Origin of the sequence: Mesorhizobium caraganae (genome assembly GCF_016836705.1) — a bacterium.
In the GTDB taxonomy this organism is placed as follows: Bacteria; Pseudomonadota; Alphaproteobacteria; order Rhizobiales; family Rhizobiaceae; genus Mesorhizobium; species Mesorhizobium caraganae.
This window is the reverse complement of sequence record NZ_JAFCGY010000005.1, coordinates 149324-175087: the sequence shown is the minus strand read 5'-3', so window position 1 is coordinate 175087 and position 25764 is coordinate 149324. Positions and strand designations below refer to the sequence as shown.

Below are 25764 nucleotides of genomic sequence, written 5' to 3'. Positions count from 1 at the left end.
TGCCGCCGACCGCGGCTCATTCCTTGAACAAGGTCAGCCCATGCTGCACCGACTGCCCGCCGTCGATCGGCAGGATGGCGCCAGTGACATAGGAGCCGGCACGGCTGCACAAATAGAGCGTTGCGCCGCCAATGTCATCCGCCACGCCGATACGGCCGATGGGGACATGGCTGCCGACATGTCTGGCCTTCTCCTCGGTGCCGGTGGCAAAGGCGGTCATGCGGCTCTGGAAAGGGCCAGGAGCGAAGGCGTTGACGGTGATGCGCCGCGCCGCAAGCTCGATCGCCAGCGTGCGGGTCAGATGGTGAACGGCGCCCTTGGACGCCGTGTATGAGTACGCATCGTCGGCCAGCGGCTGCGTTCCCATCACCGAGCCCAGATTGATGACGCGGGCCGGATCGGCATCGCTGGCGGCGGCTTCCAGCAGCGGCAGCAATTCTCGCGTCAGATGAAAGACAGCGGTGACGTTGACGGCGAACACCTTGGCCCAGCCGTGGTAGGGAAAATCCTCGAGCGAGGCGCCCCAGGATATGCCGGCATTGTTGACGAGGATGTGCAGCTTGTCGGTGCGCGCCTTGACCTCGGCGACCAGCGCGGCAATGCCGGCCTCGGTGGAGACGTCACCGGCGAAGCCTTCGGCGCGGCCGGAGGCACCGAGCCCGTTCAACTCGGCCGCGACGTTGATGCAATCCTCGCCCTTGCGCGAAGCGATCATCACGGTGGCGCCGGCCTGGACCAGGGCGGTCGCAACCATGCGGCCGATGCCGGTCGCGGCTCCGGTCACCAGCGCCGTCTTGCCGGCAACTGAGAACAGCTCGTCGAGATAGCTCATCGATCCTCCCCGCGGAAACTTCGCCTCGTTGGGCGGTTGCCGCATTGACAACATACCCGGTAGTATGTTGATCTTTTGCCCGGACGTAAAGGCCTTGAATGCAGCATCGCTGCGGAAGCAGGCGAAAGGCGAAACCGATGCTCAGCGTCGAAGCTCCACTGCTCGATCGCCCGCGCGCCGATATCTTGCGCGCCGCTGCCATCTGTTTCATGCAGCGCGGCTATGCCGCGAGTTCCATCGACGACGTCGCGCGCAGCCTAGGCTCGACCAAGGGCCGCATCTACCACCACTATCCGTCCAAGGCAGATCTGTTCGCTGATGTGTTCCGCGCCGGCATGGACATGAATTTTGCGGCGATCGAGCCGGTGCGCGCGCAGCCCGGCCCGGCGATTGGACGATGGCGCAAGATGGCTGCCATCCATTGCGGCCAGATGATCCGCACCAAGCCGTTCCAGCGTGTCGTCTGGGAAGGTGTCGAGCTTTACCTGCGCGGGGCGACCACCCCTGAACAGCGCGAGGAGTTCACCCGGCTGATGCAGTCGCGCGACGCTTACGGCCGCATCTTTCGCGAGGCCATCGCCGCCGCGCGCGACGAGGGCGACATGCGCTTCGACACGATCGGCATTGCCGAGCAGCTGATGTTCCTGACGCTGAACTCGCCGCTGTTCTGGTACACGCCGCGCCCGACAGAGACGGACGGGGATATCGAGGCAATTGTCGGCGAGGTCGTCGCGTTCGCGGCGCGCGGTCTGGGTGCGGCTGAGGAGAACACACGATGAGCGACATGAATCTCGGCATGACCGAGCGGCTGAAGCCGATCCACGCCCGCATCGCCGCCATGGTGCGCGACGAGATCATGCCGCTCGACCATGAATTTCTGAGCGAGGTCGGCAAGGGCGGCGACCGCTGGGTCTACACCACACGGCAGACCGAAATTCTCGAAGGGCTGAAGAACAAGGCCAGGGAGCGCGGCCTGTGGAATTTCTGGCTCACCGGCTCCGAGCGCGGCTATGGGCTCTCGACGGTCGAATACGCCTATCTGGCCGAGGAGATGGGTAAGGCGCATCTGGGTGCTGAAACCTTCAACTGCTCGGCGCCCGATACCGGCAATATGGAGGTGCTGGAGCGCTATGGCTCCGACGACCACAAGAAGGCATGGCTTGGGCCGCTGCTCGAGGGCAAGATCCGCTCGGCCTATCTGATGACCGAACCGGATGTCGCCTCCTCCGACGCCACCAACATCGCCATGCGCTGCGAACGGCAAGGCGACGAGTATGTGCTCAACGGGGAGAAATGGTGGGCATCGGGCGCAGGCGATCCGCGCTGCGCCATCTATGTCGTCATGGTCCGCACCGGCGGCGAGGCCGAGCCGCAGCACCGCCGCCATTCGATGATCCTGGTGCCGTCCGACACCAAGGGCGTGACCAAGCTTCGGCCGATGCAGGTCTATGGCGACGACGACGCGCCGCATGGCCACATGCACCTTCGCTTCGACAATGTGCGGGTGCCGGCATCGAACCTGATCCTCGGCGAGGGCAGAGGCTTCGAGATCGCGCAAGGCAGGCTCGGGCCCGGCCGCATCCACCATTGCATGCGCGCCATCGGCCAGGCCGAGATGGCTCTGGAGATGCTGTGCCAGCGCTCAGTCCGCCGCGAGGCCTTCGGCCAGCCCTTGGCCAAGCTCGGCGCCAATTTCGACATCATCGCCGAATGCCGCATGGAGATCGAGATGGCGCGGCTGCTCTGCCTCAAGGCAGCGTGGATGATTGATCAGGGCGATGCGCGCGCCGCGGCGCCCTGGATCAGCCAGATCAAGGTCATTGCACCGCGCGTCGCGCTCAAGGTCACCGACGAGGCCGTGCAGATGTTCGGCGCGCAAGGCATCAGCCAGGACACGCCGCTGGCGCGTTCGTGGACACATCTGCGAACCCTGCGGCTGGCCGACGGGCCGGACGCCGTGCATCGCCGGCAAGTGGCGCGCACCGAACTCAGGAAATACACGCAGGAAAAGGTGTGAGGGCATGAAAGCCATCATCGCCCGCGATTTCGCGCCGCTCGACCAGCTCGTCTATGGCGACTGGCCGGAGCCGGAGGCCAAGGGCAATACGGTCGTCATCGAGGCCGAGGCGATCGGGGTGAACTATCCCGACGGCTTGCTCGTCCAAGGCCTCTACCAGATGAAGCCGCCGCTGCCTTTCGTGCCCGGCATGGAGGTCGCGGGACGGGTGGTCGCGGTCGGGCCGGGGGTCAAATCGGTCAAACTCGGCGACCGCGTTGCCGCACTCTCGACCCATGGCAGCTATGCCGAGCGGGTGGGCGCTGCCGAACCCTTCGTCATGCCTTTGCCGCCCGATATGCCTGCCGCTGACGCCTGCGCGCTGCTGGCCGGCTACGGCACGTCGCACTATGCGCTGAAGCAGCGCAGCGCGCTCAGGGAAGGCGAGACGCTCTGCGTGCTGGGTGCGGCCGGCGCCACCGGCATCGCCGCCATCCAGATCGGCAAGGCGCTTGGCGCGCGCGTCATCGGCGTCGCCTCGTCGGAGGAAAAGCGCCGCATTGCCGCTGAAGCCGGCGCCGACATTGCGCTCGGCTACGACAATCTGAAAGAAGCGCTGAAAGAGGTCACCGGCAGCAAGGGCGTCGATGTCGGCTTCGATCCGGTCGGCGGCGAAACCTTCGACGTGCTCGCCCGCTCGATGGCGTGGAACGGCCGCCTGCTGGTCATCGGCTTTGCCTCGGGCGCCATCCCGCAATTCCCCGTCAACCTGGCGCTGGTCAAGGGCTTTTCGGTCGTCGGCGTGTTCTGGGGCGCGTTCACGACCAAGGAGCCGCGCGTCTATGCCGGCAACATGAAGGAGCTGGTCGGCTGGTATCTCGCCGGCAAGGTCCGGCCGGTGATTGAAGGCACGTATCCGCTGGCCGACGCCGCCGCTGTGCTGACACGCGTGCTGGGCCGCGGCGCATCCGGCAAGCTCATCCTCAAACCGTAAGGAGCCCCGCCATGGCGATCCCCTCCGACATGAAAGCGCTGCTGCTGACCGGCGACGGCTATACCAGGACGCCGACTGGCACTGTGCTGGAGGCGATGGAGCCTTATCTCCAGCCGGGCAGCATCGGCGTGCCGACGCCCGGACCGAGCCAGGTGCTGATCAAGGTCGGCCTCGCCTCGATCAATCCGTCCGATGTCATGTTCATCAAAGGCCAGTACGGCCAGCCACGCGTCAAGGGCCAGCCGGCCGGTTTCGAGGGCGTCGGTACTGTCGTTGCCGGCGGCGACGAGCCTTATCCGAAAAGCTTGGCCGGCAAGCGCGTCGCCTTTGCCACCGGCGTCACCAACTGGGGCTCCTGGGCCGAATACGCGGTCGCGGAAGCCGCTGTCTGCATCCCGCTGCTCGACACCGTTCGCGACGAGGACGGTGCGGCATTGATCGTCAATCCGCTGACCGCGATCGCCATGTTCGACATCGTCAAGGAGGCCGGCGAAAAGGCCTTCATCATGACCGCCGGCGCCAGTCAGCTCTGCAAGCTGATCGCGGGCTTGGCCAAGGAAGAAGGGTACCGGCCGATCGTCACCGTGCGCCGCGACGAGCAGATCCCGCTTTTGAAGGAGATCGGTGCCGCGCATGTGCTCAACGAGAAGGCGCCGGACTTCAAGGCGGCGCTGCGCAAGGTGATCAAAACCGAGCAGCCGCGCATCTTCCTCGACGCAGTGACCGGACCGCTGGCCTCGGCCATATTCGACGCCATGCCGAAGCGCGCGCGCTGGATCATCTATGGCCGGCTCGACCCGGACACGACTGTCATCCGCGAGCCCGGCCAGCTGATCTTCCAACACAAGCATATTGAAGGCTTCTGGCTGGTCGAATGGATGCGCCAGTTCCGCGACAGACGCGGCCCGGCGATCATGGAGGCGCTGAAGCGCTTTTCCGACGGGCGCTGGTCGACGGATGTGACGGCGGTGCTGCCGCTGGACGAGGCGATGGCGAAGGTGCCGGTGGAACTGGCCAAGCCGAACGGGAAAGTGTTTATACGGCCGTGACGGCACCCTTCCTTCTCCCCGTTCTACGGGGAGAAGGTGGCCCGAAGGGCCGGATGAGGGGCGGCGCCGACGTCAGTGACTGGCTTTGCTGCTGCGGTCGTCCAAGGCGATAACCTCGAAACTCCGCGCTGCCCCTCACCTGCCTGCCGGCATCCTCTCCCCGTAAACGGGGCGAGGAAAGCTAGCTACTCCGCCGGCTCTACATTGGTATAGGCGGCTTCTTCCAGTTCGCGCTTCAGCCTGGCTTCCTCATGGGTCTTCGGCGTGACGAAGCGGCCGAGCAGGAGGTAGGCGACCGGGGTCAGGAACAGCGTTGAGACCGTGGCGAGGCCCAACCCGCCGACGATCACCCAGCCAAGCGCGATGCGTGCCTCGGCACCGGCGCCGGCGGCCAGCACCAGCGGCACGCCGCCAAGGATGGTGCAGATCATCGTCATCATCACCGGACGCAGGCGGATGATCGAAGCCTGCTCGATCGCCTCGCGCACACCCAGCCCACGGTCGCGCAACTGGTTGGCGAATTCGACGATGAGGATGCCGTTCTTGGCCATGACGCCGACCAAAAGCACCAGGCCGATCTGGCTGTAGGCGTTGAGGCTGGTGCCTGACAAAAGCAACGCAAAGATCGCGCAGGCGAGGCCGAGCGGCACCGTCGCCATGATGATGACGGCACTGACGAAGCTCTCGAACTGGGCAGCGAGCACCAGCAGGATGATGACCAGCGCGAAACCGAAGATGGTGACCATGGCGCTGTTGGTTTCGCCCAGCGTCGCCGCTTCCGCCAAAGGCAGGATGCGGCTGCCCGGCGGCAGAAGCGGTGTGGCGATCTGCTCGGCGACACCGAGCGCATCGCCGAGTGCGAAATTGCCGTTCAGATTGGAGGTGATCGCCACCGAAGGCTGCTGCTGTTCGCGGGTCAGCGACGGCGGCACGGCGCGCTCGGTCAGCGTGGCGATGGTCGACATCGGCACGAAGCGGCCGTCGGCGGTCTTCAGGAAGATGTTTTCCAGATCGGTCGGATCGTTGATCGGATTGGTGGTCGAAACCAGCTTCACGCCATAGCTGCGGTCGGCGATGTAGACGTCGACGACATCATTGCCGTCGAGCATCGCCTGCAGCGTGTTGGCAAGCCCGGTGATGTCGATGCCGAGATCGGAGGCGCGCTCGCGGTCGATGGCCACCGCCAGTTGCGGCTGCGTCGGGTCGACGGAAAGGCGCGGGTTCTGGAAGCGCGGGTCTGCCTGCATCTGCGCGATGATCTTTACCGCCGTGTCGCCCAGCGCCTTGCGGTCGTTGCCGACCAGCGCGAATTGCAGGCCGTTGCCGGCGCCTCTGATGCCGAGGCTGTTGGCCTGCACCGGGAAGATGCGCACGGATGGCACCTGCCGGGTCAGCTGGGTGATCTCGGCCATGATCTCCTGCTGGCTGCGCGCGCGTTCGTCCCACGGCGCCAGTGTCATCACCATGAAGCCTGAGTTGTAGGCGCCGTTCTGGCCGGCATTTTCGAAGGTCGAGACGATCTCGCCGGAATCGCGCAGCGGCTGGATCAGCCGCTCGATCTTCTGCATCTGCTGCGCGGTGTAGTCGAGGCTGACGCCTTGCGGCGCGTTGATGCGCAAAAGCACGACGGCGCGGTCCTCGCTCGGCGTTAATTCCTGGCGGATGGTACCGAACAAGGTGAAGGCGGTGGCGGCGAACAGCACCGCGACCAGAAGCACGATCCAGGGCGCGCCAAGGCAGGCATGCAGGCCGCGCTTGTAGGCTGAATTCAGCGCGCCGCCGATGCGCGCGCCAATGCCATGGCCGCCTTCGTGGTGGAGCGATGCGCCGGTCAGCATGCGCGACGCCAGCATCGGACACAGCGTCAGCGCTACCACGCAGGAGAGCAGCACCGACATAGCGAGCACGAAGCCGAATTCGCGGAACAGGCCGCCGGTCTGTCCGGGCAGGAAGGAGATCGGCACGAAGACGGCGACCAGCGTCAATGTCGTGGCGATGACGGCAAAAAACACTTCCTGGGCGCCGAGCACTGCCGCCGCACGCGGCCCCATGCCTTCATTGCGCCGTCGCACGATGTTTTCCAAGACGACGATGGCGTCGTCGACGACGAGGCCCGTCGCCAGCACCAGCGCCAGCAAGGTCAGGATGTTGATCGAGAAGCCGGCGAGATAGATCGCGGCGATGGTGCCGATCATGGCGACCGGCATCGACAGACCGGGGATCAGCGTCGCGCGCCAGTCGAGCAGGAAGACGTAGATGACGATCAGCACCATCGAGATCGACAGGCCGAGCGCGATCTCGACCTCATGCACGGCGCCGTTGACGAAGACGGCGTCGTCGCTGGTGATCTTGATCGACATGCCCTTGGGCAGGTTTTCCTGCAGCGTGGCGACGGCCGCCTTCACGCCGGTGGAAATATCCAGCGTGTTCGATTCCGCCTGGCGGATGATGCCAAGGCCGATGCCTGTCTTGCCGTCGGAGCGCAATGAGGTCTGGCCGATGTCGGGGCCGAGCGTGACGGTGGCGACGTCGCGGATGCGCGTCGTGCCGCCGATGATGATGTTTTCGAACTCTTCCGGCGTCGTCACATCGGCTGTGGTGCGAACAATCAAGTCCTGGTTGGTGGTGGTGATCGAACCTGCCGGCGAATCGAAGGCCACAGAGCCAAGTGCCGCCCTCAAATCGGCGACAGTGAAGCCTAGGCTCGCCAGCTTGTTCTGGTCGACATCGATGCGGAAGATCTTGTCGCGATCGCCATAGACCTGGACGTCGGCGACGCCCGGAACGGCGGCCAGCTCGTCCTCGATCTGGTCCTGGACGATCACCGTCATGTCCTGCACCGACATGCTATCGGAGGTGACGGCCAGCCGCATCACCGGATCGGAGTTGGCGTCGGCCTTGACGATGCGCGGCGGATCGGCGGTGTCCGGCATCTGGTTGGCGACACGGCCGACGGCGTCGCGCACATCGGAGGCGGCGACGTTCAGATCGACGCCGTCATTGAACTCGATGGTGACGCGGCTCTGGCCGAAGGAAGAGGTCGACGAGATCGACTTGACGCCGGAGACACGCGCGACCGCGCCCTCGATCGTGTCGGTCAGCTCACGGTCGACCGTTTCGGCGGCAGCACCTTCGAACGCCGTCGACACGGTGACGACGGCTCGGTCGACATCGGGCAGTTCGCGGATCTCGACGCCGTAGAAGGCGGCAAGGCCGGCCACCGCGATCAGCGTGTTGAGCACGAAGGCCATGACCGGCCTGCGGATGAAGAGCGCGGTGAAGCCGGTTTCGCTGGCGGCGTTGGCGGTTGCGGTCATGAGCCTTCGGCGGCGTTGGCGGCGCGCTGGGCCTGGCCAGCTATGCGGACCTCGCCGCCTTCGCTGACGCTCTGGGTGCCTTCGGTGACCACCATGTCGCCATCCTCGATCTCGGCATCGATCAGCACGGTCTCGGTGTTGCGCTGGATGATGCGCACGGGAACGCGCCTGGCCTTGCCATCCTCGACCTGCCAGACATAGGCGCCGTCGGAGCCCCACAGGATCGCCAGCGGGCTGACCGCCGGATAGGTGTCGCCGGCAAAGCGCATGGTGATGCCGAACGACATGCCGGCGCGCAGCGAATCCGCCGGGTTGGCGATCGCCGCCTTGACCAGAAGGGTGCGGCTCTTTTCGTCGATATGGTTGTCGATGGCCGACACCGTGCCGGTATAGGCTTTGCTCGGATTGGCGATCGGTGTCGCCGTCAGCTGCGCGCCGACCTTGACGGCGGCGGCGAAGCGCTCGGGCACCAGGAACTCGACCAGGATGGAAGAGCGATCGTCGAGCGTGGCGATCGCCGACTGGCTGGTCACGTAATTGCCGGCCGATATCGGCAGGATGCCGACCGTGCCGGCGATCGGCGCCACGATCGAGCGGCGCTGCAGGGCAAGTTCAGCATCGCGAAGTGCCAGTTTAGCGCCGGCAAGCACCACTTCGGCATCGGCGACGGCGACCGGTGTCGCGGCATTGGAGGCCCTCAGTGATTTCACCCGCTCGAGTTTGGCATGGGCATCCTGCAAAGCGAGTTTGGCACGATCCTGCGCGATCACCTCGGTTTCGGAATCGAGGACGGCGATGATCTGCCCCTTGTCGACGCGGGTGCCGGACTGGACCAGAAATTCAACGAGCCGGCCTGAGCTGTAAGGATTGACCGTCACCGAAGCGTTGGCGCGGCCGGTGCCGATCGCCTGCAAGCGATCGTTGATGGTTGCGGTGCCCGCCGGCAAGACAACGACATTTGCCAGCCGGCCGGCGGCGTTGCGGCCGCCTGCCTGTTTCGTCGTGTCGACCGCGCCGGTCGTGGCGGGTGCCGAGGCATAGGCCCAGTCAATGCCCCAGCGTGCCAGAACCTCCGGCGCGCCTGGAAAGAAGCGCGCCCAGGCGAGGACAGCCGCGACCAGGATCACAAGCGCAAAAACGATCTGTTTCCAGGCGGCCATCGGCACTCCGGTAGGCAAAATCGACCGGTCTCCCCAAGCAAAAAACGCGCAGCGACGCACCCGGCATGGTGCGAAGCCACGGCAATATCATGGCTTTATGGCAATTCTGCCGCGGCCATGCACATTAAATCTGCGTAACGTTGCGCCTGAGGCCGGGATTGAGGCTGTCAGCGCAGTCCTTCCAGGTCGCGGATACGCTTGGCGCTGTCGGCCTCGAGCTGCCGGGTGACAGCGCCGATCAGTGTCTCGGCGACAACGAACAATGCCGCCGAGGAATCCCACGCTGACGGCACGGCGGTGCGTCCGGCGATGACATGGCGGGCGAAACGGGCGATTGGCGAAAGCCACTGGTCGGTGAACAACACGATCTGCACCCCGCGCTGGTGCGCCGTCTCGGCGAAGCGCACCAGGCTGTCCTGGTAGCGCCTTATGTCGAAGATCACCAGCACGTCGCGCTTGCCCATGTCGATCAGCCGGTCGCGCCAGATGCTTTCCTGGCCGGCAAGGTGGTAGACATCGGGCTGGATGATGGCGAGGTGGGCGGCCATGTAGCGCGCCAGCGGATCGGTGAAGCGGCCGCCGATCAGGAAGGTCTTGCCGCGTCGCTCGGCAAGCCTGGCGGCGATATCGGCAAGCTGCCTGTCGGAGAGATGCCGGAAGGTCTCGCGCATGTTGTCCAGCGTCGCTTCCAGCATCGGCGATATCGCACCGCTTGGGGACGCCGGGTTGAGCGTGCGCGATGCCGGCGACTGCAATTGCGCCGCCAGCTCGTCCTGCAGCGCCGACTGGAATTCGGGATAGTTCTGGAAGCCGAGCCTGGAAACAAAGCGCAGGATAGTCGGCGACGATACGCCGGCGGCGGCCGAGAATTCGGCGACCGTCTTCAGCCCGATCAGCGGGTAGTTGGCAATCAGCGTCTGCGCAGCCCGGCGCTCGCCGGCCGGCATCGTGCCGATGCGGTCCGAGATCAGTTCGGCAATGCTGGAAATCATGGTTTTCCCCACCCTTGGCCATGTCTACACCGCTTCCCCGAAATCGCGTTTGACAAAGCCGGATAAACTGTATGAAATCATCCACAGGGACGCAATGAGGCAAAATACGTAACATAAGATACAGCGCTCCCCAGGGGACGGCAGTATGGAGAGAGCACGGCCCGCCAGCCTTGCATCGTCTGATACCGTAGGGGTGACGAATCCCGGCGGATCCAGCCCTTTTGTGCTGACCTGCGACCACGCTTCCAATTTTATGCCGGCCAAATTCGGCACGCTCGGCCTGCCCGCCGAAGATCTTTTCCGCCACATCGCCTGGGACCCGGGCGCGCTGCCAGTGGCCCGCCGCATGGCCGCCGCCCTCGACGCGACGCTCATCGAAACCCGCATCTCGCGTCTCATCGTGGACTGCAACCGTCCGCTCGACGCGCCCGACCTGGTGCCGCCGGTCAGCGAGACGACGATCATTCCAGGCAATGCCGGCCTCTCGGATACGCAGCGCGCCGAGCGCATCGCTTTGTCGTGGCGACCGTTCCACGACACGATCGCAAAGATCATCGACGACCGGCTGGCGCGCGGACAGGAAACGCGACTGGTGTCGGTGCATTCCTTCACCCCTGTCTACAAGGGCAAGAACCGGCCCTGGCATATCGGGATCATCCATGATGACGATCGCAGGCTGGCGTCGCCGCTGATAGCGGCGCTACAGCGTCTTGCCGGCGTCACCGTCGGCGTCAACGAACCCTATTCGCCTGCCGACCGCGTCTATTTCACCCTCGAGCGCCATGCGCGCTCGCGCGGCCTGGCCTGCGCAATGATCGAAATCCGCAACGACGAAATTTCCGGCGAGACCGGGCAGCGGAAATGGGCGGATCTGCTCACCGGCATTTTTTCGAATCTGGAGCCCGAGGCGGCCAAGGGTTCCCGACGACATGCAATGAGAAGATCAGTCCAATCGGCCAGCTAGAAACAACAGGGGACGAAAATGGCAGGACCGCATACATCAGACCATGAGAGGTCGGAGGACGTAAAAACCCTCCATAGCATGGGCTATGCCCAGGAGCTGGCTCGCCGTATGAGCGGTTTCTCGAACTTCGCAATTTCCTTTTCGATCATTTGTATTCTGGCGGGCGGCATCACGTCCTTCCCGCTGGCCATGACTACCGGCAGTGGCTTCGAGGCGACTGTCGGCTGGGTCATCGGCGGCGTCTTCGCACTTGTCGTGGCTGCGTCGCTTGGGCAGATTGGCTCGGCCTACCCAACCGCCGGCGGTCTCTACCACTGGTCGTCAATTCTTGGCGGGCGCGGTTGGGGCTGGGCCACGGCCTGGATCAACCTGCTCGGGCTGATCTTCGTCGTCGCCTCGGTCAATGTCGGTGTCTATGCACTGTTCAAGGACCTTGTCTGGTCCGGCGTGTTCGGGCACGACGTATCCGCCTGGGGGTATCAGGAGCAGGTGATCGGCGTTGTGATCATCACGGTCGCGCAGGCGCTGATCAACCATTTCGGCATCAAGCTCACCACCGTACTGACCGATTTCTCGGGCTACCTCATTCTGGTCGTCGCCGTCGTGTTGACCGCGATGTTCCTGATCTGGGGCGCAAGCTGGGATTTCTCGCGGCTCACCACCTTCGTCAACAATACCGGTGATCCAGGCGCAGGATACGTTCCCACCGCACGGACGGCACTGGTCGCCTTCCTGATCGGCCTTCTCTACCCACTCTACACGATTACCGGCTTCGACGCTTCGGCCCACACATCCGAAGAGACCCACAATGCCCGCGTGGCGGTGCCGCGCGGCATGATCCATTCGGTTCTGTGGTCGCTGGTCTTTGGCTTCGTCATGGCCGTGTCGTTCGTGCTTGCCAGCCCCGATCTGGCAGCAACGGCCAAGGATGGCGCCAATGCCTGGTTCAATCTCTTCAACAACCTGCCGGCACCGTTCTGGCTGAAGAGCATCATTGCCATCGCGATCGTGCTGGCGAACTTCATCTGCGCGCTTGCCGGACTGACGTCGACCTCGCGCATGATCTTTGCCTTTGCGCGTGACGGCGGCCTGCCCGGTTCGTCGGTGTGGAAAACCGTCAGCCCGACATGGCGTACGCCGGTGGCGGCGATCTGGCTCGGAGCGGTGCTCGCGGTCGCAGCGACATTGTACTCGCCGGCTTTTGCCGCACTGGCCGCCGGCTGCGCATTGTTCCTCTACGTGTCCTACGCCATGCCGGTGGCGGCTGGCCTGCTTGCGGAGGGCAAGACCTGGACCGAATTCGGTCCGTTCCGCCTCGGCATCTGGTCCAAGCCATTCGCCGTCATCACGGTGCTTGGCGTTCTGGTCCTGATGTATGCCGGCATCCAGCCGCCATTCGACATCCTGATCAACTATGCCATCGGCCTGATCATTCTGCTCGTGGTTCTGTGGTTCGGTATCGAGTCGCGCCGCTTCAAGGGCCCGCCGATCGGCGCCGATATTGCTCGCCGCGCGCTGGAGATCGCGGCTGCGGAAAAAGCCGTTGGCCAAACGGCGGGCTAACAGCAAGACTAGATGCTCCGGCCGGCGCAAGCCGACCGGGGCAGGGCCGGCCAGCTAAGAACGCAAAGGGGACTTCAAATGGCAGCACCGGGTTATTCAGACGTCGACAAGGCGGAGGACGTAAAGCACCTCCACAGCATGGGCTATGCCCAGGAACTGGAGCGGCGGCTCAGCCGCTTCTCGAATTTCGCGGTTTCCTTTTCCATCATCTGCATCCTGTCGGGCGGCATCAATTCGCTGGCGCAGGCAACGTCGGGCGCCGGCGGCATCGGCATCGGCATCGGCTGGCTGGTCGGCTGCTTCGTCTCGCTGACCTTCGCGGTCGCCATGTCGCAGATCAGCTCGGCCTATCCGACGGCCGGCGGCCTCTATCACTGGGGTTCGATCCTCGGCAATCGCGGCACCGGCTGGGTGACGGCATGGCTCAATCTGCTCGGCCTGATCACCGTGCTTGGCGCCATCAATGTCGGCACCTGGACGTTCTTCATCGGCGCTTTTGGGCCGACGCTCGGCATCGAGGGCACGCTCACCAACCAGATGATTTTTCTGATTATCATCACCGGCGCCCAGGCGCTGATCAACCATCTCGGCATCAAGCTGACGGCGAAGCTGACCGACTTTTCGGGCTATCTGATCTTCTTCGGTTCGATCCTGATCGCGGTCGTCTGCCTGTTCTCCGCCGAGACCTGGGATTTCAGCCGGCTCTTCACCTTCCACAACTACTCGGGCGAAGCCGGTGCCAGCGTCTGGCCGTCCGTATCGAACGCCTGGGTGTTCGCGCTTGGCCTCCTGCTGCCGATCTATACGATCACCGGCTACGATGCTTCGGCGCACACTTCCGAGGAAACCATCAAGGCGGCCTCATCGGTGCCGCGTGCCATGGTCATGTCGGTCATCTGGTCGGCTCTGTTCGGCTACCTGTTCCTCGCTGCCTTCGTGCTGATGATCCCCAACATGGACGACGCCGCCAAGCAGGGCTGGAACGTGTTCTTCTGGGCTTTCGATCAGCGTGTCGGCACGGGGCTCAAGGAGTTCGTCTATCTCGTCGTGTTCATCGCCCAGCTGCTGTGCGGCCTCGCAACCGTCACCTCGGCTTCGCGCATGATCTTCGCCTTCTCGCGTGACGGCGGCCTGCCCGGCTCGGCGGCGCTCGCCAAGGTCAGTCCGACCTACCGCACGCCGGTGGCGGCGATCTGGACGGCATCGATTCTGTCGGTGCTGTTCGTCTGGGGTTCCACGCTGGTTTCGGTTGCCGGCACCTCGGCCTACACCATCGTCGTGTCCTGCACCGTCATCTTCCTGTTCCTTTCCTTCATCGTGCCGATCGTGCTCGGCATGCTGGCCTGGGGCACGCCGAAGTGGGACAAGATGGGGCCGTGGAATATGGGCCGCGGCATCTTCATGCTGTTCGGCGTTCTCTCGATCGTGTCGATGATCCTGATCTTCGTCATCGGCATCCAGCCACCGAACGACTGGGCGCTCTACATCACCGTCGGCTTCTTCATCCTGACGGCGATCGTCTGGTTCGCTTTCGAGCGCAATCGCTTCCAGGGCCCACCGCTCGGCGACATCATCGCCGCGCGCCAGGCGGCGATCAAGGCGGCCGAACAGGCGGTTGGCGAAACCGGCCACTGATACATCAGCCAAGCCATGGCCGGCATGTTGCCGGCCATGGTTTCGTTTACCCCTCTCAATCGTCCAGCGCTGGAGTGCCAAAGGAATGGCCGGAAATTTCTCGTTCGATCAGTTGAAGAAAGCGGTCTCCAATGGCGAGATCGACACGGTGCTGGCCTGTATCGTCGACATGCAGGGCAGGCTCGCGGGAAAGCGTTTCCTGGCGCAGTACTTCGTCGATTCCGCCCATGACGAGACGCATGGCTGCAACTATCTCTTGGCCGCCGACATCGATATGGAGCCGGTGCCGGGCTACAAGGCGGCAAGCTGGTCGAAGGGTTATGGCGACTTCGTCATGAAGCCGGATCTGGCGACACTGCGGCGCCTTCCGTGGCTGGAAAAGACAGCACTCGTGATTTGCGACGTGCTCGACCACCACACCCATGACGACCTGCCGCATTCGCCGCGCGCCATCCTGAAGAAGCAGGTCAAGCGGCTCACCGAACGCGGCTATATCGGCTACTTCGCCTCCGAGCTTGAATTCTATCTGTTCAACGAGACCTACGATTCCGCCCGCAAGAAGCACTGGCAGGGCCTCGACACCGCCTCGCCCTATATTGGCGACTACCAGATCGGCATCACCACCAAGGAAGAAGGCGTCATGCGCCGGCTTCGCAACGAGATGGAAGCGGCCGGCATCCCTATCGAGAATTCCAAGGGCGAATGGGGCCCGGGCCAGGAAGAAATCAATGTGCGCTATGCCGAGGCGCTCGACATGGCCGACCGCCACGTCATCCTGAAGAACGGCGCCAAGGAGATTGCCGAGTCCGAAGGCAAGTCGATTTCCTTCATGTCGAAGTACAATTATGGGCTCGCCGGCAATTCCAGCCACATCCACAATTCGCTGTGGAGCGCCGACGGCAAGACGCCGCTGTTCTTCGACAAAAAGGCGGACTGGACTTTGTCGACGCTCGGCCAGCAATGGGCGGCGGGACAGCTGAAATACGCCAAGGAGTTCACCTGGTTCCTGGCGCCCTACATCAACTCCTACAAGCGTTTCCAGGCCGGCACCTTCGCGCCGACCAAGATCATGTGGAGCGAGGACAACCGCACCGCCGGCTTCCGCCTGTGCGGCGAGGGCACCAAGGGCATCCGCATGGAATGCCGGATCGGCGGCGCCGACCTAAACCCCTATCTCGCCTTTGCGGCGCTGATCGCCGCCGGCCTTGCCGGCATCGATGAGAAGCTGGAGCTGCAGAAGCCGTTCGTCGGCGATGCCTATCAGGCCTCGCGCCTGCCCGAGATTCCGAAGACGCTTCGGGACGCCGCCGAGACGCTGGCCAAGTCGAAGATGCTGAAGCAGGCGCTCGGCGACGACGTTCTCGAACATTACGTCCACACCGCGAAGTGGGAGCAGTTCGAATACGACCGCCGCATTACGGATTGGGAACTGCACAGGGGGTTCGAGCGGTACTAGGGTAGCCGGCGAAACGTCGGCGCTGCCCCTCACCCTTACCCTCTCCCCGTGAAGAACGGGGAGAGGGGGCGTCGACGTTGGAGCTTTCCCTTCTCCCCGTCGCTATACGGGGAGAAGGTGCCGGCAGGCGGATGAGGGGCGGCACAAAGCCAGATGATTTTCGATTTTAAAAAGAAGTGCGAGGACTTAAACGATGACCGAAACGGTCAAACTCAAATCCCCCATCGATGGTTCGATCTATGCCGAGCGGCCTGTCGCCACGGACCAGGCGATCAATGCTGCGGTCGAGCGCGCCAAGGCGGCGCAGGAGAAATGGGCGCTGACACCGATCGTCGAGCGCGGCAAGTATATGCTGGCGATGCTCGAAGCGTTAGTCGCGATGACCGACGAGATCGTGCCGGAGATCGCCTGGCAGATGGGGCGCCCGGTGCGCTATGGCGGCGAGTTCGGCGGCGTTAGGGAACGCACCAACTATATGGTCGAGATCGCCGAGCAAGCGCTGAAATCCGTGCCGGCCTCCAACCCGAAGGACGGCTTTCGCCGCTATGTGAAGAAGGATCCGCTCGGCGTCGTCATGGTCATCGCGCCGTGGAACTATCCTTATCTGACCGCGGTCAACACCATCGTGCCGGCGCTGATGGCCGGCAACACGGTCATCCTGAAGCATGCGGCGCAGACGCTGCTGGTCGGTGAACGTTTTCAGCAGGCGTTCGACAAGGTTGGCCTGCCAAAGGGTGTGTTCCAGAATGTCGTGCTCAACCATGCCCAGACCGAGAAGCTGCTTGGCTCGGGCAAGATCGACCATGTCAATTTCACCGGCTCGGTCGGCGGTGGCCGCGCCATCGAGAAGGCGGCGGCCGGGACCTTCATGACGCTCGGCCTCGAACTCGGCGGCAAGGATCCGGCCTATGTGCTGCCCGACGCCAAGCTCGATCATGCGGTGGCCAATCTGGTCGACGGCGCCTTCTACAATTCCGGCCAGTGCTGCTGCGGCATCGAGCGTGTCTATGTGCATGAGAAGGTCTACGACCAGTTCGTCGAAGGCTTCATTGCCGAGACCAAGAACTATGTCGTCGGCAATCCGCTGGAGCAGGCGACGACAATGGGGCCGATGGCGCAGGCGCGCTTTGCCGACCTGATTCGCGAGCAGAAGGCCGAGGCGCTGCGCAAAGGCGCGGTAGCACATATCAATATGAAGGTGGCTAATGACCAAGCCGGTTCGCCCTACCTGGCGCCGGAAGTGCTGACCAGTGTCGACCACCAGATGAGCGTCATGCGCGAGGAAAGCTTTGGTCCGATCGTCGGCATCATGAAGGTGCGTAACGATGAAGAGGCGATCGCATTGATGAACGACAGCCCCTACGGGCTGACGGCCTCGATCTGGACGCGCGACACTGAGCACGCCATCGCGATCGGCGACCGCGTCGAGACCGGCACCGTGTTCATGAACCGCTGCGACTATCTCGATCCGGCGCTGGTGTGGACCGGTGTCAAGGACACCGGCAAGGGCGTTGCCCTGTCGGCGCTCGGCTACGACAATCTGACCCGACCGAAATCCTTCCACCTGCGCGAAGCCATCTGATTTTTTGAAAGACAAGACATGTCCAAGCTGATCTCCAAATGGAACTACCCGACCACCGTCCGCTTCGGCGCCGGGCGCATCAAGGAATTGCCCGAGGTGCTGGAAGCGACCGGCATCAAGCGGCCGCTGTTCGTCACCGATCCGGGGCTGGCGAAACTGCCTGTGGTCGCTTCGACGCTGAAGATCCTCGACGACGCCAAGGTGCCCTATGGCGTGTTTTCCGAGGTGAAGCCGAACCCGGTCGATTCCAACCTCACCGCCGGCATCGCCGTGTTCAAGAAGGGCAAGCATGACGGTGTCATCGCCTTCGGCGGCGGCTCGGCGCTCGATCTCGGCAAGCTGATCGCCTTCCAGGCCGGGCAGACGCGGCCGGTGTGGGATTTCGAGGATGTCGACGACTGGTGGACGCGTGCCAATTCCGACGCCATCGCGCCGATCATTGCCGTGCCAACGACGGCCGGCACCGGCTCGGAGGTCGGCCGTGCCGGCGTCATCACCAATGAGGCGACGCATACCAAGAAGGTCATCTTCCATCCGAAGCTTTTGCCGGCAATCGTCATTGCCGATCCGGAATTGTCGGTCGGCATGCCGGGCTTCATCACCGCCGGCACCGGCATGGACGCGCTCGCCCATTGCCTCGAAGCCTATTGCGCGCCGGGCTATCATCCGATGGCCGACGGCATTGCGGTCGAAGGTATCCGGCTGGTGTTCGTGAACCTGCCCAAGGCTTATGCCAACGGCAAGGACCTCGTCGCCCGCGCCCATATGATGAGCGCGGCCGCCATGGGCGCCGCCGCCTTCCAGAAGGGGCTGGGCGCCATTCACTCGCTGTCGCACCCAATCGGAGCGCTCTACGACACCCATCACGGCATGACCAATGCCGTGTTCATGCCCTATGTACTGGCTTTCAACCGGGACTCGATCGAGGAGCGCATCGCCCGGCTTGCCGCCTATTGCGGCATCAAGGGCGGCTTCGACGGTTTCGCCAAGGCGATCATCAAGCTCCGCAAGGAGCTCAAGGTGCCGCATGCGCTGCCCGGTCTGATCAAGGGGCTCGACATGGACAAGAAGCGCAAGGGGCTGATCGCCGACATGGCGGTGGTCGATCCGACCGCCGGCGGCAATCCGGTCAAGCTGACCAAGAAGGCGGCGCTGACGCTGCTTGAGAACGCCATTGCCGGCACTGTGTGAGGCGGCTTGCGGCGCCGGAAGTGATCTGGAAACGAGGGGAAAGGAAAGGGCAAGGGGGCAAAGGGCAAGGCAATAAACCATTAGCCGGGAAATTAAGTGGAGGCTAATTGCTACAGCCCGTTAAAAAGAGTTAACTTTTCGTGCCGCCGGGGGCCAGTTTCAAAAAGCTTTCATCTGGCTGTCACATGAAAAAGATACCGCATCGCAGGCGTCCAGCGACGCCAGTTCAACGGAGAGAACACATGTTCAAGTTTACGGGGAAAGTGCTTTCCCTATCGGCCGTCGCCCTCATGGCGACCTCTGCTATCTCGTCGGCCCAGTCCATGGATGAACTGGTTGCCGCGGCAAAGAAGGAAGGCCAGCTCACCACCATCGCGCTGCCGCATGACTGGTGTGGCTATGGCGCCGTCATCGACGGCTTCAAGGCGAAGTATCCGGAAATCACCGTCAACGAACTCAACCCCGATGCCGGTTCCGGCGACGAGGTCGAGGCGATCAAGGCCAACAAGGACAATAAGGGCCCGCAGGCTCCCGACGTCATCGATGTCGGCCTGTCGTTCGGCCCGACCGCCAAGGCCGACGGCCTTATCCAGGCCTACAAAGTGTCGACCTGGGACTCGATCCCGGACAGCGCCAAGGATGCCGACGGTTTCTGGACCGGCGACTACTACGGCGTGCTGTCCTTCCTGGTGAATAAGGACCTCGTCAAGGAAGCACCGGCTGACTGGGCTGACCTGCTGAAGCCGGAATTCGCCAACACCGTGGCGCTTGCAGGCGACCCGCGCGCCTCGAACCAGGCCATCCAGGCCGTCTACGCGGCTGGCCTTTCCGGCGGCGCGGCTGCCGGCGAAGCTGCCGGTACCGCCGGCCTCGACTTCTTCAAGAAGCTCAATGCCGCCGGCAATTTCGTGCCGGTCATCGGCAAGCCGGCGACCCTGGCTCAAGGCCAGACGCCGATCCTGGTGACCTGGGACTACAATGCACTTGCCGGTCGCGACACGCTGAAGGGCAACCCGCCCGTCGACGTCGTCGTGCCGAAGACGGGTGTCGTTGCCGGCGTCTACGTGCAGGCGATCAGTGCTTTCGCACCGCATCCGAACGCTGCCAAGCTGTGGCTGGAGTATCTCTACTCCGACGAAGGCCAGATCGGCTGGCTGAAAGGCTATTGCCACCCGATCCGCTTCAACGATCTTGCCAAGAACGGCAAGCTCCCGGCGGACGTGATGGCCAAGCTGCCGCCGGCTGAGGCTTACGCTGCGGCGGTGTTCCCGACGCTGGACGAGCAGGGCAAGGCAAAGGAAGCCGTCACCAAGAACTGGGATGCCGTCGTCGGCGCCAACGTCAAGTAAGGCTTGAAGCCAACCGGGCGGCCTCGCGGCCGCCCGGTTTTCCTCGGAGACGGTAGCCGGCGCATGACAGATCTCTCGCTTTCCGATCACGCAGTCGCCGGGAAGACCGCGCCCCCCAGCGAGGCGCGCGCATTGCGACTGCCGACGCAATGGCTCGGTGTCGCGCCATTTTTCATCTTCGCAATCATGTTCCTGATCTTGCCCACGCTCTATCTGATGCTGGGCGCATTCCAGAACGATGCCGGCGAATTCACGTTCGAAAACATAGCGGCGCTGGCGCAGCCATCGATTGTCGCCGCCTACTGGATCTCGCTCAAGGTCAGCCTTTCCTCGGCGCTGATCGGTGCCTTCGCCGGGCTCGCCATCGCCATCGCGATCGTGCGCGGCGGCCTGCCGGAGTGGATACGCTCGGCAACGCTAACCTTTTCCGGCGTTGCTTCCAATTTCGCCGGCGTACCGCTGGCCTTCGCCTTCCTCGCGACACTCGGACGGCTCGGTCTCGCGACGGTGCTTCTGAACACGGTGTTCGGCCTCAACATCTACGCACACGGCTTCAACATCCTGTCGTTCTGGGGCCTGACGCTGACCTATGTCTATTTCCAGATCCCGCTGATGGTGGTCATCATCACGCCGGCGATCGACGGTTTGAAGAAGGAATGGGGCGAGGCCGCCGCGACGCTCGGCGCCACCCAGGCGCAATACTGGCGCATGGTGGTGATCCCGGTGATCTGGCCGAGCTTCCTCGGCACGGTCATCCTGCTCTTCGCCAATGCCTTCGGCGCGATCGCCACCGCTTATGCGCTGACCGGCTCCTCCCTCAACATCGTGCCGATCCTGCTCTACGCGCAGATCCGCGGCGACGTGCTGCACAATGCTCATCTCGGCTATGCGATCGCCTTCGGCATGATCGTCATCACCGGGCTCGCTAATGTCTTCTACATCTGGTTCCGGACGCGTTCGGAGAGGTGGCTGAAATGAAGTCCGGCAAATTCTGGGCCTGGGTCGTCTTCGCGCTGGGCGCGGCCTATTTCTTCATTCCGCTGATCGCAACCGTGGAATTTTCCATGCGCATGCGGCGCGGCGCCTATTCCTTCGATGCCTATCAGATCGTGCTTGGCGACCCTCGTTTTCAGGCGACCTTTGGCTACTCGGTGCTCGCCGCCGTCTTCACCATCATTCTCGGCGTGTTGATCGTGGTGCCCGCCGCCTACTGGATTCGGCTGCGCCTGCCGCACCTGCGGCCGATCGTCGAGTTTATCACGTTGCTGCCGCTGGTCATTCCGGCCATCGTCATCGTCTTCGGCTATATCAGGATGTACGGTTCGAATTCGCCGCTGCCGTTCCTGGCGACCGACATGGGTACAAATGCCTTGCTGGTCATCGGTTATGCAATGCTGGCGCTGCCCTACATGTACCGCGCCGTCGATACCGGCCTTCGCACCATTGATGTCAGGACGCTGACGGAAGCGGCGCAGATTCTGGGCGCCGGTTGGGGCACGATCATTGGTCGAGTGATCCTGCCCAATGTGCTGATCGCGGTGTTGTCGGGCGCCTTCCTCACGTTCGCCATCGTCATCGGCGAATTCACCATGGCCAGTCTGCTCAACCGACCCGCCTTCGGCCCCTATCTGCAAAACGTTGGCGCCAACCGCGCTTATGAGCCGGCGGCGCTTGCCATCATCGCCTTCGCCATCACCTGGGGCTGCATGTCGCTGATCCAGATCCTGTCCCGGTTCGCGCCGAGATCGGCGAACCGCCCGAACTGATCGACAAAGTACTGATCGAAAGAAAAAGCCATGGCCGAACCATTCCTCTCCATCCAGCATGTGCGAAAATCCTTCGGCGCCACCACAGTGGTCGAGGATTTCAATCTCGATGTCGAGCCGGGCGAGTTCGTTTCCTTCCTCGGGCCGTCCGGCTGCGGCAAGACCACCGTTCTGCGAATGGTCGCCGGTTTCGAAGAGCCGTCGGCGGGCAAGATCGTCGTTGCAGGCAAGGATATCACCCGGTTGAAGCCAAACCAGCGCAATGTCGGCATGGTGTTCCAGGCCTATGCGCTGTTCCCCAACCTGACGGTGGCGCAGAACATCGGCTTTGGACTGAAGGTCGCCGGCATGCCCAGGGCAGATATCGATGCCCGCGTTGCCGAGATGCTCGACATCATCAAGCTGCCGCAGATGGCCGACCGTTATCCCTACCAGCTCTCCGGCGGCCAGCAGCAGCGCATTGCGCTGGCGCGGGCGATTGCGCCGAAGCCGAAGCTTTTGCTGCTTGACGAGCCGCTGTCTGCGCTCGACGCCAAGGTGCGCGTGTCGCTGCGCGAGGAAATCCGTTCCATCCAGAAGAAGCTTGGCATCACCACCATCTTCGTCACCCATGACCAGGAAGAGGCGCTGTCGATCTCGGACCGTATCGCGGTGATGTATGGCGGCAAGGCCGAGCAGGTCGGCACGCCGTTCGAGATCTACAATCGCCCGGCAACCAAGTTCGTCGCCAATTTCGTCGGCACGCTGAACGTGCTCGAAGGCAAGGTCACCGATGCCGCGGCCGGCACGGTGCAGGTCAACACGCAGGAGGTCTCGCTCAAGGGCAAGCTCAACGGGTCGAAGTCCGGCGACATGCTGTCTCTGGCGCTGCGGCCGGAGGCGATTTCGCTGGGGCGCCAGCCTGGCCGTGACTCCAGCCTGTCAGGCGAAATTTCCGAAGTGCACTTCCTCGGCTCGGTCATCCGGGTTCGCGTCGGTATCGGCGGTCACACGGTCTCGCTCGACACATTCAACAGCCCGGCAACGCCGCCGCCGGCAGTCGGCGAGAAGGCCGAGATATCGTTCTCATCGAGCGATATGCTGGTGCTGCATTAGCAAGCAGCCTCCTAGGGCGACCGAGATGGTCGATTCAAGCTGGCGCGATGAACGGCCGTATCATTGCTAAAGCCGGGAAGCGTGCTGACAATCAACAGCATCTTGCCATCCAGCCACTGCCCACCATGCCGCTTCGCCGCTACGATGGGCCATGGCTCTTTTCGAACTGACCCTTGTCCTGCTTCTGGCTGCCGTCGCGCTGACGGCGCTGTCGCGGCGGCTGGAGATTCCCTATCCGTCCTTGCTGGCTCTAGCCGGGGTGGCGATTGCCTTCGTGCCAGGCGCGCCGACGATCGAGATCGATCCGGAACTGGCGCTTGCTTTGTTCATCGCCCCGGTGCTCCTCGACGCTGCCTACGACACCTCGCTGCGCGACCTGAAACGCTACCGGCTGTCGCTGGCGCTGCTGGCGCTTGGCGCCGTTGTCTTCACCACCGTGGTGGTTGCCCTCGTCGGCTGGAAGATGGCCGGCCTGCCGATCGCGGCGGCAATCGCGCTTGGCGCCATTGTCGCGCCGCCGGATGCCGTGGCGGCGTCTGCCGTTCTCAGCCAGTTCAAGGTGCCGCACCGCATCACCGCCATCCTGCAGGGCGAGAGCCTGCTCAACGATGCCACCGCGCTCTTGATCTACCGGCTGGCGGTTTCGGCGGCGCTCGGCACGATCATGCTGAGCAACGCCATTCCGGTGATCCTGCTGGCAACGATCGGCAGTCTGGTCGCGGGCTACGTGTTCGGCCGGATCTCGCTGCTGACGCTTGGCCGCATCGAGGACGCGGCGAGCAGCACGGTGGTGCAGTTTGCCGGAACCTTTGCCGTCTGGATCATCGCAGACAAGCTCGGCCTTTCCGCCATCATCACCATCGTCGTCTACGCCATCACCATTGCGCGCAGGGCACCCCGCCGCATGTCGGCCAGACGCCGCGTCAGCACCTATTCGGTCTGGGAATCGGCGGTGTTCGTGCTCAACGTGCTGGCCTTCGTGCTGATGGGCCTGCAGGCTCGCTCGATCGTCGGCCGGCTTGCCGGCGACGGGCAAGGCGAAGCCTTTCTCTTTGCCGGAACCGTGCTGGTCGTCGTCATCGTCGCGCGGCTGGTCTGGGTGGGGAGTTACGTCGCCATCATCCGCTGGCTTGCCCGCCTCGGCAGCAAAGAGGCAAGGCGCGATCTGCCGACATTTGGCGGCGCCGTGCTGGTCGGCTGGTGCGGCATGCGGGGGCTGGTGACGCTGGTCGTGGCTATTGCCCTGCCGGCCGATTTTCCCCACCGCGACCCGATCGTGCTTGCCGCCTTTGCGGTGGTGCTGGGCACGCTGGTGCTGCAAGGCATGACCCTGAAGCCGCTGCTGCGCTGGATCAACTTCGCCCCGGACAGAACGGTCGACAACGAGGTGGCGCAGGCGCGTGTCGCCGTCATGCAGGCCGCACTCGATGTGCTCAGCCGCAAGACCTCGGCGGCGGCTGCCGTCGTGCGAGAACAGTATGAAGCTCAGCGCGTGATCGCGGAAAACCCGGACGACGCCCAAGCCGCCACCGAATACGACCGGCTGCGCCTCTATGCCATCAACCGCCAGCGCGACACGCTCGAGGAGCTGCGCCGCAACGGCACGATCGGCGACGAGGCCTATCACCGGCTGGAGGAAGAGATCGACTGGGCGGAACTGGCCGCATCGCCGGCGGGCCGGTTCCAACCGCTGACGACCGACTAGCGCCTCCTTTTTGCGCCGTCACTTTCCACGGGACGTCTCGCGGCGTTTTCCGGCGTGCGGAGGATACCGAGCCGGGCGGGAATCGGTGCATGATCGCGCGGCAAAGGCGGGGAGGCTTCTGGCACAAGCCGCTTCCATTCTCGTGCACATTGCAACCAATCCACTGAACCGCTACTGCCATCACCGAAAGTGAGCCGGATAAGCAATGAAGCTGGTCAGCTACAACATCCAGTACGGGTTCGGCAGCGATGGCCGCTACGATCTGACGCGCGCGGCGCGCATCGTTGGCGGCGCCGACATCATTGCGCTGCAGGAGGTGGAGAGGCACTGGCAGAGGACCAATGAGGACGACCAGCCCGAGGTCCTGTCAAAACTGCTGCCGGACTATCACTGGGTCTACGGCCCGGCCTTCGACATGGACGCCAGCGAGCGGCGCGATAGCCGCATCATCAACCGCCGCCGGCAGTTTGGCACCATGCTGCTGTCGAAGCTGCCGATCGTCTGGTCGCGCCTGCACACGCTGCCGATGCGCCGCACGCTGAGGCCGCTCAACACCCGCAATGCCGCGCTTGAATGCATGATCCGCACGCCGGCCGGGCCGGTGCGATTCCTGTCGCTGCATCTCGCCCATATCGCGGCGGAAGAGCGGCTGGAGCAGATCGACTATCTGCTTGCCGAACATCGCCGCGCGCCGTCCGAGGGCGGACCGTGGAGCGGCATCGATGACGAGCCTGCGCGCAACTGGACCAGCGGTGAGGTCGAGCCGGAAAATCCGATGGCGGCGATCTGGATGGGCGATTTCAACATGGAGCCGGGGAGTGCTGAATACAGCCGCATCGTCGGCAGCACGCCCTATCATCGCGGTGCCGCCTATCTCGACGGTTTGGTCGATGCGGCGTCCATTGCCAGCGAGCCGACCGCTGATTTCCACACCCATGTGAAGACCATCGACGGCAAGGTGGCCAAGCGCCGGCTCGACCATTGCTTCGTCGGTGGCATGTTCGCCGATCGCGTCCGCTCGGTCGGTGCCGATATTGGCGAGGTGGCGTCCGATCACTTCCCCCTCCGGGTCGACATCGATCTCGAAACGCCCCTGGGCTCGGGAGGTCGGTGAGCCC

General features: G+C 63.7%; 20 protein-coding genes. 16 read left to right on the top strand and 4 right to left on the bottom strand.

All coding sequences use genetic code 11. The features are described 5' to 3' along the window. Nucleotides 1-16: 16 nt before the first annotated feature. Complete coding sequence (locus JQK88_RS14060; protein ID WP_203278611.1) at nt 17-832, bottom strand: SDR family oxidoreductase; 816 nt, start codon at nt 830-832, stop codon at nt 17-19. 137 nt (nt 833-969) lie between these two features. On the opposite strand from JQK88_RS14060, the gene JQK88_RS14055 reads away from it, so the two are divergent. The 4 genes from JQK88_RS14055 to JQK88_RS14040 are packed head-to-tail and all read left to right on the top strand — an operon-like array spanning nt 970 to nt 4871. After that, nucleotides 970-1611 (top strand): TetR family transcriptional regulator, encoded by a 642-nt coding sequence (locus JQK88_RS14055; protein ID WP_192259041.1) that lies wholly within the window; start codon nt 970-972, stop codon nt 1609-1611. Further along, nucleotides 1608-2849 carry an acyl-CoA dehydrogenase family protein gene (locus JQK88_RS14050; protein WP_192259040.1) on the top strand — a complete coding sequence of 414 codons (1242 nt, stop codon included), beginning with the start codon at nt 1608-1610 and terminating at the stop codon, nt 2847-2849. Before JQK88_RS14055 ends, JQK88_RS14050 begins: the two co-directional genes overlap by 4 nt. 4 nt (nt 2850-2853) lie before the next feature. Beyond that, nucleotides 2854-3822 (top strand): NADPH:quinone oxidoreductase family protein, encoded by a 969-nt coding sequence (locus tag JQK88_RS14045; protein WP_203278610.1) that lies wholly within the window; start codon nt 2854-2856, stop codon nt 3820-3822. A gap of 11 nt (nt 3823-3833) precedes the next feature. Then, complete coding sequence (locus tag JQK88_RS14040) at nt 3834-4871, top strand: zinc-binding dehydrogenase (protein ID WP_192259038.1); 1038 nt, start codon at nt 3834-3836, stop codon at nt 4869-4871. A 185-nt stretch (nt 4872-5056) separates the two neighbouring features. Here JQK88_RS14040 and JQK88_RS14035 read toward each other — a convergent pair whose 3' ends face one another. From JQK88_RS14035 to JQK88_RS14025, 3 genes are all read right to left on the bottom strand, one after another. Then, nucleotides 5057-8188 (bottom strand): efflux RND transporter permease subunit, encoded by a 3132-nt coding sequence (locus JQK88_RS14035; protein WP_203278609.1) that lies wholly within the window; start codon nt 8186-8188, stop codon nt 5057-5059. Further along, nucleotides 8185-9348, bottom strand: a complete 1164-nt coding sequence (locus tag JQK88_RS14030) for an efflux RND transporter periplasmic adaptor subunit (protein ID WP_203278608.1) — start codon at nt 9346-9348, stop codon at nt 8185-8187. Before JQK88_RS14030 ends, JQK88_RS14035 begins: the two co-directional genes overlap by 4 nt. Nucleotides 9349-9515: 167 nt before the next feature. Next, the gene (locus JQK88_RS14025) at nt 9516-10340 is read right to left on the bottom strand and encodes a MurR/RpiR family transcriptional regulator (RefSeq protein WP_203278607.1); all 825 of its coding nucleotides are present in this window, start codon (nt 10338-10340) and stop codon (nt 9516-9518) included. Between the two features lie 145 nt (nt 10341-10485). Between JQK88_RS14025 and JQK88_RS14020 the strand changes: the two genes are divergently transcribed. The 12 genes from JQK88_RS14020 to JQK88_RS13965 all read left to right on the top strand — a co-directional run bounded on the left by JQK88_RS14020 (nt 10486) and on the right by JQK88_RS13965 (nt 25760). Continuing rightward, complete coding sequence (locus tag JQK88_RS14020) at nt 10486-11304, top strand: N-formylglutamate amidohydrolase (RefSeq protein WP_203278606.1); 819 nt, start codon at nt 10486-10488, stop codon at nt 11302-11304. Between the two features lie 18 nt (nt 11305-11322). Beyond that, nucleotides 11323-12867, top strand: coding sequence for an amino acid permease (locus tag JQK88_RS14015; RefSeq protein ID WP_203278605.1), 1545 nt, complete (start codon nt 11323-11325; stop codon nt 12865-12867). Between the two features lie 78 nt (nt 12868-12945). Further along, nucleotides 12946-14502 carry an amino acid permease gene (locus tag JQK88_RS14010; protein ID WP_192259032.1) on the top strand — a complete coding sequence of 519 codons (1557 nt, stop codon included), beginning with the start codon at nt 12946-12948 and terminating at the stop codon, nt 14500-14502. Nucleotides 14503-14587: 85 nt separating this feature from the next. Then, nucleotides 14588-15958, top strand: a complete 1371-nt coding sequence (locus tag JQK88_RS14005; protein WP_192259031.1) for a glutamine synthetase family protein — start codon at nt 14588-14590, stop codon at nt 15956-15958. A 193-nt stretch (nt 15959-16151) separates the two neighbouring features. Next, nucleotides 16152-17540 (top strand): aldehyde dehydrogenase family protein, encoded by a 1389-nt coding sequence (locus tag JQK88_RS14000; protein ID WP_192259030.1) that lies wholly within the window; start codon nt 16152-16154, stop codon nt 17538-17540. An 18-nt stretch (nt 17541-17558) separates the two neighbouring features. After that, nucleotides 17559-18731: an iron-containing alcohol dehydrogenase gene (locus JQK88_RS13995; RefSeq protein ID WP_203278604.1), complete on the top strand. Its 1173-nt coding sequence runs from the start codon at nt 17559-17561 to the stop codon at nt 18729-18731. A 242-nt stretch (nt 18732-18973) separates the two neighbouring features. Then, complete coding sequence (locus JQK88_RS13990) at nt 18974-20080, top strand: ABC transporter substrate-binding protein (protein ID WP_142866056.1); 1107 nt, start codon at nt 18974-18976, stop codon at nt 20078-20080. A gap of 63 nt (nt 20081-20143) precedes the next feature. Next, nucleotides 20144-21058, top strand: coding sequence for an ABC transporter permease (locus JQK88_RS13985; protein WP_112559240.1), 915 nt, complete (start codon nt 20144-20146; stop codon nt 21056-21058). Then, a complete protein-coding gene (locus JQK88_RS13980) occupies nt 21055-21846 on the top strand; it encodes an ABC transporter permease (protein ID WP_203278603.1) in 792 nt (263 codons plus the stop codon). The genes JQK88_RS13985 and JQK88_RS13980 overlap by 4 nt, the downstream gene beginning before the upstream one ends. Nucleotides 21847-21876: 30 nt before the next feature. Next, nucleotides 21877-22941: an ABC transporter ATP-binding protein gene (locus JQK88_RS13975; RefSeq protein ID WP_203278602.1), complete on the top strand. Its 1065-nt coding sequence runs from the start codon at nt 21877-21879 to the stop codon at nt 22939-22941. Between the two features lie 151 nt (nt 22942-23092). After that, entirely contained in the window at nt 23093-24646 is a 1554-nt protein-coding gene (locus JQK88_RS13970; protein WP_192254606.1) for a cation:proton antiporter, read from the top strand. A 205-nt stretch (nt 24647-24851) separates the two neighbouring features. Beyond that, entirely contained in the window at nt 24852-25760 is a 909-nt protein-coding gene (locus tag JQK88_RS13965; RefSeq protein WP_192254604.1) for an endonuclease/exonuclease/phosphatase family protein, read from the top strand. Nucleotides 25761-25764: the final 4 nt, after the last annotated feature.

Excerpts from the sequence above, each read along its gene's own strand:
- JQK88_RS14030 (WP_203278608.1), bottom strand. The coding sequence starts at position 9,348 with ATGGCCGCCTGGAAACAGATCGTTTTTGCGCTTGTGATCCTGGTCGCG.
- JQK88_RS14010 (WP_192259032.1), top strand. The coding sequence starts at position 12,946 with ATGGCAGCACCGGGTTATTCAGACGTCGACAAGGCGGAGGACGTAAAG.
- JQK88_RS14045 (WP_203278610.1), top strand. The coding sequence starts at position 2,854 with ATGAAAGCCATCATCGCCCGCGATTTCGCGCCGCTCGACCAGCTCGTC.
- JQK88_RS13985 (WP_112559240.1), top strand. The coding sequence starts at position 20,144 with ATGACAGATCTCTCGCTTTCCGATCACGCAGTCGCCGGGAAGACCGCG.
- JQK88_RS14055 (WP_192259041.1), top strand. The coding sequence starts at position 970 with ATGCTCAGCGTCGAAGCTCCACTGCTCGATCGCCCGCGCGCCGATATC.
- JQK88_RS13965 (WP_192254604.1), top strand. The coding sequence starts at position 24,852 with ATGAAGCTGGTCAGCTACAACATCCAGTACGGGTTCGGCAGCGATGGC.
- JQK88_RS14000 (WP_192259030.1), top strand. The coding sequence starts at position 16,152 with ATGACCGAAACGGTCAAACTCAAATCCCCCATCGATGGTTCGATCTAT.
- JQK88_RS14020 (WP_203278606.1), top strand. The coding sequence starts at position 10,486 with ATGGAGAGAGCACGGCCCGCCAGCCTTGCATCGTCTGATACCGTAGGG.
- JQK88_RS14040 (WP_192259038.1), top strand. The coding sequence starts at position 3,834 with ATGGCGATCCCCTCCGACATGAAAGCGCTGCTGCTGACCGGCGACGGC.
- JQK88_RS13980 (WP_203278603.1), top strand. The coding sequence starts at position 21,055 with ATGAAGTCCGGCAAATTCTGGGCCTGGGTCGTCTTCGCGCTGGGCGCG.
- JQK88_RS14025 (WP_203278607.1), bottom strand. The coding sequence starts at position 10,340 with ATGATTTCCAGCATTGCCGAACTGATCTCGGACCGCATCGGCACGATG.
- JQK88_RS14005 (WP_192259031.1), top strand. The coding sequence starts at position 14,588 with ATGGCCGGAAATTTCTCGTTCGATCAGTTGAAGAAAGCGGTCTCCAAT.
- JQK88_RS14035 (WP_203278609.1), bottom strand. The coding sequence starts at position 8,188 with ATGACCGCAACCGCCAACGCCGCCAGCGAAACCGGCTTCACCGCGCTC.
- JQK88_RS13990 (WP_142866056.1), top strand. The coding sequence starts at position 18,974 with ATGTTCAAGTTTACGGGGAAAGTGCTTTCCCTATCGGCCGTCGCCCTC.
- JQK88_RS13970 (WP_192254606.1), top strand. The coding sequence starts at position 23,093 with ATGGCTCTTTTCGAACTGACCCTTGTCCTGCTTCTGGCTGCCGTCGCG.
- JQK88_RS13995 (WP_203278604.1), top strand. The coding sequence starts at position 17,559 with ATGTCCAAGCTGATCTCCAAATGGAACTACCCGACCACCGTCCGCTTC.
- JQK88_RS14050 (WP_192259040.1), top strand. The coding sequence starts at position 1,608 with ATGAGCGACATGAATCTCGGCATGACCGAGCGGCTGAAGCCGATCCAC.
- JQK88_RS14060 (WP_203278611.1), bottom strand. The coding sequence starts at position 832 with ATGAGCTATCTCGACGAGCTGTTCTCAGTTGCCGGCAAGACGGCGCTG.
- JQK88_RS13975 (WP_203278602.1), top strand. The coding sequence starts at position 21,877 with ATGGCCGAACCATTCCTCTCCATCCAGCATGTGCGAAAATCCTTCGGC.
- JQK88_RS14015 (WP_203278605.1), top strand. The coding sequence starts at position 11,323 with ATGGCAGGACCGCATACATCAGACCATGAGAGGTCGGAGGACGTAAAA.